The organism is Bdellovibrio sp. HCB288, assembly GCF_047305935.1.
GTDB lineage: Bacteria > Bdellovibrionota > Bdellovibrionia > Bdellovibrionales > Bdellovibrionaceae > Bdellovibrio.
In genome coordinates, this window is record NZ_CP178619.1 from 396,265 (window position 1) to 409,532 (window position 13,268).

Here is a 13,268-nt window from a genome sequence, read left to right on the forward strand (position 1 = left end):
ATACATCGGTATTTACAGAAAAAGTCTTAGATATTCCTGACTTTAACTACTTCTCCTCGCAAAACCCCACTTCTCAACCCAGGTTGTTCAAGAACGAGTCAGCTAACGACGAATTAATTCTGCAGAAGTGCCTTGGTTCTTTCGATAGCTCTCGCGGATGATTTGATCTGATCCTCGGGAGCATCATTTTTCAGTCTTAGCTCCATCGCCTCGGCAAAGAATGGCAGGGCTTCGCTGAATCTGTTTTGATCGAACAGGTTTTTTCCCGCGTGCTGAAGGGCGAATGGCAACAGGCTTGATAGCTCATCATTCACCCGGCAGGCTGCGACAACTTCTTCAAACAGTGCATTGCTCACTTTAAACTTCCCCTGATATTGCAGCACATGCCCCAGGCGGATTTTATTCTGAAACTCCCGACGAGCCCCCAGCTGTTCCTCGTTGATGATGCGAAGGGCTTCGCGCAAAACCTGCTCTGCTTCCTTCAAATCCCCCAGGCATCTTAGATGAACTCCGGCCTCACCCAGTATACTCACACGTTTGCCATGACTTTTTACGGAGGAAAGAGAATCCAATAGTTCGATGACATACTTTCGCAATCCAACAGGATCGACAGGTATGGATCTTAGATTTTCATCCTCTTTCATTTCAGTTCTGCTATCCATATTCAAATCCTAGCGATAGTCGTGCAGATAATCGATGCGATCAGGAATCCACGGTTCATGCAGACCTTCCATCTCATAGACGCGGCCTTCGACCACGGTTTTCTCTTTTAATGGGGCCACTGTGGGTTGATAAGACGGATACAACAAACCTTTTTCGATAAAGAATGCGCGTGCAGCTTCGTAAGCCGCCTGCCCGATCACTCCGCGACGGATGAATTCGTCAAAACTTTTCATCAACTCTTCAGGAGTATAGCTGTAGTTATAGATCATATCCTGAATAACCGCATAAACGCCTTCAAGACTTAAACGTCCGTCCTGGAACATGTCGATGGCGACTTGAAAGGTGTTATAGGTCGCCAAAGTCCGGCGACCAAATTTCAGGTAGTAATCAGGATCGGTGTCGGTCGCAAGATTGATGTAGATCTTTTCAACCGGATCATTTTCAGGAATCTGCGCCTGCAGCTCCAGGATCGTGTCGACCTGCTCACCCGTGACGTTCAACTTTTCAAGTGTCGTGCGGATATCATGAGGCCCCAAGCGGCGCGAACAAATATCCGAATACAGATTATAAATAATCGCATCGGTTTCGCTGTCATCCCCCCAACAAATCTGACGAACATTTTCCGCCAGACGAGTGCGCAGTTGCATAAGGGCCTGCAGTTTGAAACCCACTTGCTTGGTCAAACGCCAGAAACGACCGGGACGAAGATTCGCAAGATTGTCTTTATAAAAACAGCCAAAGGGTCTGATGTTATCCAGCGCGAATTTTTCAGAGATTCTTTCTTCCATCTGCGGCGGCGAAGCCGTGATGAAATAAATCGGAAAGTACATGTAGCCCTTCTGGGCTTTGCGGTACTCTGACAGCGTCTGCAAAAGTGTATTTGTCCCCGGAACGTTTTTCTTATTCAGAGCACGCTCAAGGACTGTGGTCAGCAAACCTGAAAGGGAATCGATGGTTGTATCAAGATAGGTTTTATCCAGATCCCACAAAAAGACTTCGTCGTGAGATTTCTCCATGCCCTCAGAGACATATCGAAAAAACACCACATCGCCATTCATTTCGCTTAATTCACGCCAGTCTGCCATTCTGATATTTCATCAACAATGGCACTCGTTGGCAAGTCCTAGCAGCCTGTACCTGGAGCCGGATCTGCCATTTGGCGACAGCGCACCTGGCTTTTTGAACACTTGATGCGTAAGTGGAAGTGATTATAGTGATTTACCTCGGAAACCAGACGACGCAGGACCTCTTTGCCCAAATCAGAGTCAATATCACCCTGACTGCGCGCATGGGTACACATGGATTTTTTCAAAGTAGGATGGATGAAAATACGGTCCACGAACTTGGAGCTCACCGCGTACTTAAACAATTTCCATTGTTGTGCAACCATCCATTCACCGATGGGCTTTCCACCTTTCAATGCGGAAGAGAAGCCCGCCATGTTTTTATCCGCCTTAAAATAGTAAGCAATGTCAGCATCCAATCCCGTCTTATGGGATTTATGACTGCCCAGCGTACCACCATTCTTTTTGGACAAATCACCCAGACGCAGACTGTGGCTTGGCGCGATGGCACGAGTGTACTTGCCCATTCTCGCAACAAGGTATGCCAGCTCCACAGTTCCGAAATGAGTCATGCGCGACGGACGCAGAATATTCAGGTTCGTCTCAGGATATGATTTTTGATAGCTTAAAATATCTGTGGCTCTTTCAAGATGGCCGGAGTTCACCGGACCCACAGCTTGATCCATCTTGGCCAAAAGATCGAACTTCGGCGGAGTCGGTGCTTTTGGCAGCTCCTCACCTTCAGACTTTTTATCGTCCTTATCGTCCTTTTTAGGTTCAGTTTTTTTAGGTTCCTCTTTTTTCGGAGGGTCCTTCTTTGGAGTCTCCTGTTTTGGAGGATCTTTTTTCGGTTCGTCTTTTTTAGGTGGATCCTGTTTTGGAGCCTCTGGCTTAGGAGTCACCGGCTTCGGAGTTTCCTTTTTAGGCTCCTCCTTTTTAGGTTCTTCCTTCTTAGGAGTTTCCTCCTTCGCTTTCGGTTTTACATCCAATACCTTTTCAATATCATTTTCAACGTCACCAACGTACTGCCCCATGCCCTCTGGTGGCTCGATCTCGTCATGCCCGTCTTCTTCGCCGTCTTCATCAGCGAAATTATCCTCATCATGGACTTCACCATCTTTACCTGCAGTGGGAGCTGCAGGTTCCTGAGGAGAATCCGGCATCTCCAAAGTTTCTTCCACGGACTCAACCTGGTGGTGATAAATGCGGTCTTCGTAAGCGATATAGATATCAATGAAATTACTGGAACAATCACTGCCGACACCCAAGCAAGTTGCTTTAGCTGCCAACTGCAAATCTGCCACACCCACTGCACCCACGGGTTTTAGAATTGCAAAACCCTGATCGTCAGCGATACCTTGCAATTCAACGTTAAGGAGAATGGTTTGATGGGAGTCCAGGGTTTTCAACTGCATTTTACCCTGCAAAGTCACACGGGCGCTGGCCTTGTCAAAAGTAACATCCATACCCTGAAGCTGAGTCGAGCCCTCGATAACCTCATAGGCACCCGCCTGACGAACCTGTGGGCTTTCAGGGGGTTTTGCCGTGTCTTGAACCATAGAGGGCATGTTATTCCCGCGGCGGGCACACCCTGAAACAATAAGACCTAAAATAAGTAGAGCTGATAACAGTCTTCCCATAGCTAAGCCTATAGGTGCACGAACCATGCTCTTTGAAACAGCCCTCTACTGGAATATAGCGGCTATCCCCTGTCTAGAAGTTATACAGGGGACCAAATTCGCGGAATCTCCAGACAAAAAAAAGACCGATCCTTTTGGGGGATCGGTCTTTTGATTTTTTGATTTCAGTTCAGATTAGAACGCTGTCACAGCTTCGCAGCCAAGAGCATCGATTCTTTTCTTGATCAAGATTGCCCAGTTGTTTGTGTACTGGTTCACCAGGTCTGATTTCATGCGACCCAAAGTGGATTGGTAAGCACCAACGCCACGAGCAGCTTGCATACCACGGCACATTTGAACCATGTCCTGATCTTCAGAACGGTTGTCGTATACGTAGTTGTTGATCATTTGGCAGAAAGATTCGATAGCTGCCAAGTGGTCTACTGCAGAAACCCAACGGTTCCATACGTCTTGCGTTTCACGGCAAGTGTCAGCGTAAAGTTGAGTGTTTTTAACCAACAAGGATGGAACCAATGTCTCAAGGTTGTTAGCCGCTGCACGGTCACGAGCCATGATTTTTGGATTCAATTTTGGACCTTGATAAGTTTGGATGAATTGACCTGCTTCAGTCATGCGGAAAGCACGCTCTTGCAAGGAAGCCAAACCAGCTTTGAACTTGGAAACAGACGCTCTGTGCAAGCCAGACGTGTAGTCAAACCAAGCCATTACCGGAGAGTTGATACCCAAAGTACGAGTCTCGAACAGACCTCTTCTCAAACGAGCCATTTCAGCGTCGATTTCAGATTGGCTGAAAGAGTTCGCGTATTTTCTCAAGTTATCCAAAGAGTTTGTGATACGAGCTGCTTGAGCTTGTTTTTCAGCCAAAACCGCAAGACGAGCCTGGATTTGGTTGTACTCTGGAGATTTTCTTAGCTCTGTATCCAAATCTTTTTGCGCTTGCTTCATGATATCACGAGCTGCAACTGCGGATTTGTCCATTGCTTCAAGCAAGTACTTTGTCGTTGCTGCACAAGTCGCTGGATTTGCGCGAGCTGCAACTTTTTGCAAAGTTTGAACATAAAGTGCGCCGGAGCTTTTCAATGTGTTCGTGATCGGAGTCGCTTTGTAGCCAGTCGCCGTCAAAGAGTAGTTTACGCTGCTCAAAAGTTGAGAAACGTAAGAAGTGCTGTCTTGAGCTGTAGCAGCCAGGTTAACACCCAACTCACAGATCATTGCATCAGCAGTCGTGCTTTGTACGAAAACTTTGTCCAACTCGGATTGTGCAGAAGCTGCAGTCAAAGTCGTATTCAATTCCAAAGAAGCCTGGCTAAGAGCGTTCTTACGAACCATCAAAGAGTTGGTGTTTTTGGAAACACCGGAAAGCTTCATGGAGTAGTTACGTGCAACAGTCATCTCTTTGGAGATTTTAGCGATTTGCTCGTCACGGTTTTTAGTCAAGAAACGGTATTTTTGCTCAAGACGGATGTATTGGCATGTGTTTTCCAAAACTGCACGACGAACCAATGGGTCTTGGATCTTCGTGGAGTTTTCGTTCACGATTTTTTCCATGCTGCCGATAGCGCTGGTCAAAACCTGACCACCCACGATGAATGGGATTGCTGCTGTACCGCCAGTCATTGATGCTGCCATCAAAGCGTACGGAGTCAAACCGTTGATCATGTCATTGATTGCCAAAGCAATTTGACCACCGTTCATTTGCTCACGGCAGGATTTGTTCATCAAATCCGTGCTGGAGAAAGACGCTGCCAATGTGCTTGCTGCACGAATCGCAATGTCCACGTTCGCCACGATTTCAGGAACTTTTTCCTTAGGGATTTCTTCAGTTGAGTTCAAGAACGGCTGGATCTTAGCGATCGCATCCGAGATTTTTTTATTGTTATCAACCACAGCTTGTTGGTTGATTTGGTTGCCCGCGCATGATGGGGAGCTAACAGCCGCATTCAAAGAGTTCACTGCAGAAAGGATTTCCGCGTAACCTTGGCTGTCAGAGTTTGTAAACAAATTACATTTGAACTCTTCAGCCACTCCAGCTGAATCTTTAACGATAACTGGAAGACCTACACCACCAACACCTGGAGTCGCTGGTTGGCCTGGTTGACCCGGCTGACCTGGAGTACCTGGAACTGTTGGAAGACCAGAGCCTGGAGTACCCGGAACTGGATTAATTGAAATTGGAGGTGGAACGACACCTTGGCCACCGATACGAGGCTGAGTTGGAAACAAATCATCCACGGAAGTCGTTGAAGATGTTGCAATATCGATTGGAAACAGGCTCGGATTAAAGCTCGCCGGTGCGGCGAAAGCGCCCTGACATTGAATCGCAGTGATCACTGCTAAACCTATCTTACCCCACTTCATAGGAACTCCTTTTGGATTTCACAACCCCGGAAAGATTCGTGCACTTCCCCATGTGTGCATACTCGGTGCCATCGTTTAGGCCTCTGTATTGAATCTCAAGGTTGCGAGTTTGTAGGAGTTTCTAGTCAGGTTGGTAAAAAGAATCAAACCTAAAATTGCTATTGCAAATAATTGAGAAACTTTTGACGGAGTTCTCTGCTATTGACCTCGAACAGGTCCCCATGGTGGCCACCGGGAATCAGCCAGAATTGCTTGGGCTCACGCGCCGCTGCGAACATCTCTTCCGAGCTCTCAGATTCGACTATAGGATCGTTAGCGCCGTGAATAAAAAGCATTGGAATCGGGGAGATTCTCTCAATGGGCTCGGGCGATTGGGAGTCGCTTAGAACCACATAAGTTAGGGGCTGAAGCCACCAAGTCAACCAGGATCGAGATAAAGCCCTTCTCCCCATTTTACGATATGAGGAAAAGCTCCCATCTATGATCACATTGCGCACCGGTTGGCGATCCTTGATCTCAATGACTGTTTGCATTGCGATGATGCCCCCAAGGCTTTGACCATAGATGATCAAAGGCCTTTGATCCTTGTTTTCCCTTAACCAAGCGGCCGCAGCTGTCCCCGCCTCCACCGTGTTTTTTGGATCGGGAGAGCCGGGACTCTGTCCATAACCCGGGTAATCAAAAATCATGTAATTATAGCCCTCTTGCGGCAGCCAGTAGAGCATCATGAAGTGGGAGCTTAGATTTTGAGCATTCCCATGAAAGAATAAAACCGTGCCTTTGCTTTGTTTTTGCGGAGTCGCAAAATACCAAGCGTGAATTTCATTTCCTGAGGCGGTTTTAAAACGCACGTCCTCGTAGGACAAATTCAATCGCGCAGGATCGTAATATTTGATGTCAGTAGGATGATAAAAAACAGATTGGCATGCAGTCAGAGAGAACAACAACGCGCTGAAGCTTAGAATTTTAAAGCACAGAGACTGCAACTTCGCCATACTGGAATCATGAAACGATTTGAACATCAATGGCAAGAGTTTAAGTGGATTGATATCGAAGACCCCAACAAGGAAACCTTCGTCGATCTGGCGGAGGAGTTTGAAATTCCGTTTCAGAATCTGGTCACCTGCATGGATCCAGAACATCTTCCGCGAGTGGAGTATCTTGATCACATCGCAGTGGTGACCTTGCGACATTTTGATAATCAGGCAGATCCCACTGCGGGGACCATTCAGGAATTATCAACCAAGCTGGTCGTTTATGTTGGCAAGAAATTCGTGCTGACTTTGCACCGCAAACCCCTGCCTTGCATCGACGACAAAAAAGAAAAAGTGAATTTCGAACAACTGAGCATGGCCCAGCTGTTGGGACGTCTGTTTTTGAAAACGATGGAAAGTTTTGAAGCTCCTCAGGAGGAGCTGATCAACAAGATGGACACCATTGAAGAACGCATTTATGCACTGAAAAGAAAGCATATTTTGCGTGAAGGCTATCTGATCAAACGCCGCGCTTCTGGATTTAAAAAGATCTTCAAGTTCACTGACTCCGTACTGACCAATCTGCAACAGCACGAGAAAATCACAAAGCTAAATTATGATTATCTGCGCGATCCCCTTTCCATTTTGATTTTCGATTGCGACAACATTGTCGAGGAAATCAACGGCCTCCTCAATTTGCATCTGGCTTTGATGTCACAGAAAACCAATGAAGCCTCTTTCAAAACCAACGAGATCATGCGCATCCTGACAGTGGTTTCGATCTTCTTCCTGCCGCTGAATTTCCTGGCGGGTTTGTATGGCATGAACTTCAAATACATGCCGGAACTTGATCACCACAATGGCTACTACGTGGTCTTGGGTATAATGGTTGTGATCGCCTTGGGAATTCTGACTTGGGTGTGGCGCAAAGGCTGGCTTTCCAAAGAGGATTTTTAACGAGCTTTGAAAAAGGAACGAAGGCGCTCCATCAAAGTTGGCTTGGAAATCATATTCGACAGGATACGAATCATCTCAGACCGTTTGAACAACTTTGCGGCCTGCATCGGTGTCATGTTATCAATTTCTGAAACCAAGGCTGGATCGGCGCCATTTTCCAGCAGGAATAAAGCGATCTCCATGTGATTGGCGATAATACTGGCTACCAGTGCCGTCGACATAATTTCCGGATGCTGATAGTTGGGATTCACACCATTTTTAATGTGATAGCGAACCAGTTCCAGATTCCCAGCGACAGCAGCGCCGTACATTTCTTTCCAATCACCTGCTGACATTCACGTCCTTTGATTTCAAGTGCGCGCGTGAGCCTGCACAAAGCTATAGTAAAAGACCGCATTGGGATCATTCGCCACTGTCGCCATTTCCGCAGTCATGCCTTCGACGACTTCTTTGGAAACGCAATGGGCCTTCACCAACTGGTCACTTGCACTTAATAATAACTCAGTCCAGTACTCGACACAATCCTTGCGGGCCTGGGGTTGGCGATTATCCAGGAACCAGGTCTTCACTTCCGTTTGAATATCGTGATACCCCAGTTGCATCAGGAAGTTACCCAGTTTGGCTCCCACAAAGGGATCACCCTTTTGTTTCAATTGGTATTCGTTAAAAGCCATCCAGTACTTCCAGACATTCGGTGAATAGGGATCCAGAAAGAACGACGAGTTCATGACTTCTGTTATATAAATCGGCGAGCCCGGACGCAAAACCCGGCGTACCTCTGAAAGAGTGCGAATCGGATCCGGAACATGTTCCAGAATCCAGCACAGAAATGCTCCATCAAATGAGTTGGCACCAAACTCCATATTGGTCGCATCCATCTGTTTCATTTCAAATCTTCCGCCAAATCCCGGCAATGCCGCCAACCGATGCCGGGCGGAACTCAATTGATTGGTGCTTAAATCAATTCCGGTCAGATGCAGATCAGGAAACCGGCGCAGAATGATTTCACTTTGCGCCCCCACCCCACAACCGACTTCCAAAAGATTTTTCACGTTGGCAAGATTGATATTCTGATAAACAGTAAATTCGCCAAAGCGCGCCTGCTTGCGCAACCGATCTTGTTCTTCTTTGCTAAAACCATGTAGGTAAGGAAAATCACCAGCCATGGTTTCAGATTAGGATATTTTAAAAGGAACTCCACTTGATAGATGGCACAGGAAACTCCACCCAGTCTTCTTCTTCAGGAAAATTATCAGGGCGAAGTTCTGTTAGACCTTTAAAACTTAAAAAGCCTGTCAGTGCACAAATAAAGGCTTCAAAGGCGTGATTGTTTTCAATCATCAACTTCACATCCTGATCATACACAAACGCAATATTGTGAGTGCTCAATGCGTGCAGAATTGCACGACGGCTTTCATCACCACCGATGGCATGTTTATGAAACAACAAATGGCTTTTCATCACATGCAACGAACGACCGATTCTCCACAGGGAAAGCTTGGGGAACACCTCAAGACAATCAAATTTCAAACGACGGCGCAAGTACATCGCTCGCGCCAGCAACGGTGCACAGTTGGCACCCAAAGCATGTTGCATAATGAAAGGCTCTTCCAACTCAGAAGACAAATACATCTCCACACAGCGCTGGGTGTAGGGTGTGAAGAGCTTGCGCGGTTTCTTTTTCTTATGCAGTTTGCGGGTGTAGTCCCACATCCACTTGATATGTGGTTTTGGACAATCCTCGATGCCGCCACAGCAGTTTTCCCTTAAGCACACCGGGAAACGAAATGGCACATCGAATGCGATGGAGTCGATCTCACCGCGGTATTGATCAATAATTTCGTGAATTTTGAAATCAGCAGAATGCACTTCGTCGCTTTTGATTTTCTCGACCAAACGGGATAGAAAAACTTTTCTGTGCTTGGGGAAGTACTCGATAACAGCGACGCAGGCTTTGTCGGTCTTGCCGCCACCCAGGGAGATACCGATGAAACGGTGGACTTCCCCGGAGTGTGAGACGTTGGATACAGCAGTGCCCTTGACGACATTTCGGTTTTTCGCGTTTTTGGCAGCAACCTTCTTTGTCGTCTTTTTCACCACTTTCTTTTTTATAGTGGATTTACCGGTTTTGCGTCCATGACTTGGAATCCGGCTTTTTGGCATGCGTCTGCGACTCCTTTTTTCTTTTCCGGTGGACACCAGACTAACACGCAGCCTCCGCCCCCAGCTCCACAAATCTTAACAGCCTCCGCCCCATTCTGCAAAGAGAGTTCAGACAAGCGGCGAATCTCCGGACTTGAAAATTCCGGTGCCAGACGCACACGTGCTTCAAACTCACGTTTGAAAAGTGGTCCCAACTCATCCCAGTTTCCGCTGCGGACAGCGTGCTCAGTTTCGATGGCAATCACTTTCAGATCACGAAGCGCCTGAATGGTGCCGGGATCCTTGGTCACCGCATCTTTCATCACTTCGAAATTATTCAATCCCGAGTGATGGGCTTTGCCGGTATAAATCAGCATGAACTTTTCAGACAGCGGCGTGTTTGTGACATTCATCACTTCCTGCTCGATGCCGTCGTATCCATATCTAAGAATATTCAAACCACCCGAAGCCGCCGGATAATAATCCTGAGTTCCCGTTGGCGTATTCAAAATCTCGGCCTCAATATTATGAGCGGAATGAACCATGTGGTGAACGTTACGGAAAGGCTTTTCACAGAACTGAGCAAAGGCCTTCATCAAACCAATTGTCAGACTGGAACTGCCACCCAGCCCACCACCGACCGGACTGTCAGAGGACGTCTTCAAAGTGAAGCCCTTGGTTGGCATCCAATAGCGCAACTGAGTTTGCAACAGGATCATCATCGGATCCGGATCAGAAAGTGCCTCCACCAGATTGGAATACGCCTTCCGAACTTTCAAATCCACTGATTCCAAAACAATAGTGGAATCCGTATGCGGAGTCAGCTCCACATTCGTGAACACATCGATCGCCACATTCACCGTGGAGGCCCCATTGATAAATAGATAAAGGGGCCACAAATCCAATGTGCCCCCAGCCAGATCCACGCGCGTCGGCGATTTAACGATAATTTTCTGCATCTTACTTGCTGTCTTTCTCTTGGGCGAGTTGCGCACCATTTTGCTCTTTATTATCTTGCTTCGGAGTCGCCCCAACTTTCAAGTCTTCAATTTTAAGCTCGATCAAATTGTCCAAAGCCCCAGGCTCCATCATCATTTGCAACTTGGGATCAGAAACAGCGGCATAGATCTTACCCGTTGCCGCCTGGCCGACTTGGGCCTGCCATTTTTTATCACCAAGTTTCAGGTCCAGAGTGAAAAGCGGCTTCAAAGACGGCAAAGCGCCCTCAACATAGTCCGCGCCTTTGGCGTCGGCGATATTACGGAAGGTCTCGCGAACCTTTTGCTGATCCAACTCCACATTAGAAGAACCAACAGCCACCCATTTTCCGTCTTTGTTGGCGATATCCAGAACTCCGTTTATATTTTTTAAACGAAAGTTTTCAATGGAGCCCATTTTATGGCGCAAGAATCGTCTGTCACGGAACTCCACCACCGGCTTGTCCAAACGCGCCGTCCAGTTGGTATTCACAACCAACACACGGTTGTCGTTATCACGACGGGCAAAGGGGAAGTTTTCAAAATTACTTTTACTGGAAACATACAGCGTGGTCTTTTCCCCGGCAGTGTTTGCAAACGTCACTGATCCATAGGGCTGATCCAGGCCGTAAACTGTCCAATCGATATTGCCGCCATCGGCTGCGATATCCTGAACTTTCTCAGAAGAGGTCATCTTAATAAGGTCTTCAGCAGCGGAATCATCCCCCAGATCCTTCAGGGGCTGCTCCAAATTCCATCCCTCAACTGAGCGCTTAAGAGTTACCACCTGCTCGCTTTTTTTGAGTTCAATGAAGTCAATCTGGTCCACGTTCATGGTAAAAAGTTTGGCATCAGCAACTTTCCGTTCATCCGACTTCTTTTGCGCCATATAATCATACAAAGCGTATCCACCAAACAACAGCAGACACATTACTAAAATGCCGCGACCTTTGATCTTCTTCATGCGTTTCTCCGTCTCATGTAAAGCGTGACACCAGCGCCTAAAAGCACCAATGGCAACGGGATTAAAAAGGCGAACAAGAAAATACCAAATTTGGTTTCAGTCAAAACGAGCTGTGTCGCCTGGGCTTCTTTCGGAGAAATGCTGATCAGGCTTTCCTCTTTTGCCAAAGAAGCAATGGCATTCAAAACCAGATCACGATTCAGATTTTGATACAGCATCTGATTGGTCATGAAGTCCACATCCCCGGCGATGATCGCCGAGAATTGCTTGTTTTTAGGATCCGAATCCCATTGACCGATCACTTGATCCACCAATGCAAAGCTTCCCACCGGGCCATCATCTTTTAATGCCAGACTTGAAAAGGCCATGGACTTGGGATTGGTTCTGACCAACTCATCAACAGCCATGCCCGGAATTTCTTTGGCCTTCAATGACTGAGGATGACGGAACAAAGTCACTTCGCTCGCACCAAAGGATTTGGTGATCTCATTCATCGGAGAAAACACCGAACCCATCACCGGCCCTTGATTAACTCCCTGACCCATCACAGTATCAACAATATTAAAAATATAGTTGTTACCCAGTTCGATACCCATTTTCGCAACCAGCTTATCCAGGTTTGCAGTGTTCTGGGATTCCAGGGCAATAAACAGACTGCCACCTTTTTTTAGGTACGCTTCCAAGGCCTCGATTTCATGGGCCAGAAAATTCTGAATCGGACCGGCAATCACCACAACATCCGCGTCCACCGGGACCACAGGATCCTGAATCAAAGGCAGAAGTTTTACCGTGTAACGGTTGCGCTCCAGAATCACCTTCAATGCATTCAGTCCCAATCCTTCTTTCGCATCATCAATCGCCGCTTCGCCGTGTCCGATGGTAAAGTAGATTGTCTTGTTTTTTTCGCGAGTCACCTTAACCAATGAACTTGTGAACTCCTGCTCGTCGATTTTTTGCAGAAGATTGCGGCGTCCTTTGTACTCGACAAATGCAGTCCCACTGCCCTTATCAACGCCAAACTCTTTTGCCAGATCCGGGCGCTCATTCACTTCGACAAAGTTCAACTGAATATTGGTGTTGATATCCTGGTACTTCTTGATCAAATCCCGGAAAGAACGACGGTTTTCTTCGTTGCCTTCAACACCCTTTTTATAGAAGAAGTAAACTTTCAATTCTGAATCAAGGCTTTTAACAAGCTTGATGGACTGCTCTGCCAAAGTATTGGACTGCGCCGTTGAAAAATCCCAGGTCGCGTAGTGGCGAACACCCAGGTAGTTCACCACTGAAAGTACGGCGAGCATCAACAGGATCAAAACGCCCATGCTCATGCCTTCTTTGGTGGTCTTCATTGTCAGGAATTCCTTAAAGAACGCGCGGTCTTTGATAATTCCGATTGCCAGGAATAATACTGCCATACCCAAAGCGAGCCAGCAGAATGGCACCCATTGTCCCAGGATGTAGCGTGTGATTGACATACACACCAGTGAAATACCCGCCATCAAAAATGAAATCTTACTTAACTTGCTCAT

At 47.1% G+C, this 13,268-nt stretch carries 12 protein-coding genes; 1 reads left to right on the top strand and 11 read right to left on the bottom strand.

The features are described from left to right. Positions 1-113: 113 nt before the first annotated feature. From ACLVWR_RS01930 to ACLVWR_RS01950, 5 genes are all read right to left on the bottom strand, one after another. Positions 114-662, bottom strand: a complete 549-nt coding sequence (locus ACLVWR_RS01930) for a tetratricopeptide repeat protein (RefSeq protein ID WP_413582269.1) — start codon at positions 660-662, stop codon at positions 114-116. 9 nt (positions 663-671) lie between these two features. Continuing rightward, positions 672-1,748: a phosphatase domain-containing protein gene (locus ACLVWR_RS01935; RefSeq protein WP_340596569.1), complete on the bottom strand. Its 1,077-nt coding sequence runs from the start codon at positions 1,746-1,748 to the stop codon at positions 672-674. A 38-nt stretch (positions 1,749-1,786) separates the two neighbouring features. Further along, complete coding sequence (locus tag ACLVWR_RS01940; RefSeq protein ID WP_413582270.1) at positions 1,787-3,367, bottom strand: penicillin-insensitive murein endopeptidase; 1,581 nt, start codon at positions 3,365-3,367, stop codon at positions 1,787-1,789. A 174-nt stretch (positions 3,368-3,541) separates the two neighbouring features. Then, positions 3,542-5,725 carry a hypothetical protein gene (locus ACLVWR_RS01945; protein ID WP_413582271.1) on the bottom strand — a complete coding sequence of 728 codons (2,184 nt, stop codon included), beginning with the start codon at positions 5,723-5,725 and terminating at the stop codon, positions 3,542-3,544. Between the two features lie 158 nt (positions 5,726-5,883). Then, positions 5,884-6,720 (bottom strand): alpha/beta hydrolase, encoded by an 837-nt coding sequence (locus tag ACLVWR_RS01950; RefSeq protein WP_413582272.1) that lies wholly within the window; start codon positions 6,718-6,720, stop codon positions 5,884-5,886. 9 nt (positions 6,721-6,729) lie between these two features. Between ACLVWR_RS01950 and ACLVWR_RS01955 the strand changes: the two genes are divergently transcribed. Then, positions 6,730-7,656: a CorA family divalent cation transporter gene (locus ACLVWR_RS01955; protein WP_413582273.1), complete on the top strand. Its 927-nt coding sequence runs from the start codon at positions 6,730-6,732 to the stop codon at positions 7,654-7,656. On the opposite strand, the gene ACLVWR_RS01960 is transcribed toward ACLVWR_RS01955, so the two are convergent. From ACLVWR_RS01960 to ACLVWR_RS01985, 6 genes are read right to left on the bottom strand one after another with little or no spacing between them, the layout of a single operon-like run. Beyond that, positions 7,653-7,991 (bottom strand): ankyrin repeat domain-containing protein, encoded by a 339-nt coding sequence (locus tag ACLVWR_RS01960; RefSeq protein WP_413582274.1) that lies wholly within the window; start codon positions 7,989-7,991, stop codon positions 7,653-7,655. The two genes, ACLVWR_RS01955 and ACLVWR_RS01960, sit on opposite strands and share 4 nt — an antisense overlap. A gap of 15 nt (positions 7,992-8,006) precedes the next feature. Further along, a complete protein-coding gene (locus ACLVWR_RS01965; protein ID WP_413582275.1) occupies positions 8,007-8,822 on the bottom strand; it encodes a class I SAM-dependent methyltransferase in 816 nt (271 codons plus the stop codon). Between the two features lie 19 nt (positions 8,823-8,841). Further along, positions 8,842-9,819 carry a DUF429 domain-containing protein gene (locus tag ACLVWR_RS01970; RefSeq protein WP_413582276.1) on the bottom strand — a complete coding sequence of 326 codons (978 nt, stop codon included), beginning with the start codon at positions 9,817-9,819 and terminating at the stop codon, positions 8,842-8,844. Next, positions 9,765-10,757 (bottom strand): galactokinase, encoded by a 993-nt coding sequence (locus ACLVWR_RS01975; protein ID WP_340596561.1) that lies wholly within the window; start codon positions 10,755-10,757, stop codon positions 9,765-9,767. The genes ACLVWR_RS01970 and ACLVWR_RS01975 overlap by 55 nt, the downstream gene beginning before the upstream one ends. Before the next feature lies 1 nt (position 10,758). After that, positions 10,759-11,739: a DUF4340 domain-containing protein gene (locus tag ACLVWR_RS01980; protein WP_413582277.1), complete on the bottom strand. Its 981-nt coding sequence runs from the start codon at positions 11,737-11,739 to the stop codon at positions 10,759-10,761. Continuing rightward, on the bottom strand, positions 11,736-13,268 hold the full coding sequence (locus ACLVWR_RS01985) for a GldG family protein (protein WP_413582278.1): 1,533 nt from the start codon (positions 13,266-13,268) through the stop codon (positions 11,736-11,738). Before ACLVWR_RS01985 ends, ACLVWR_RS01980 begins: the two co-directional genes overlap by 4 nt.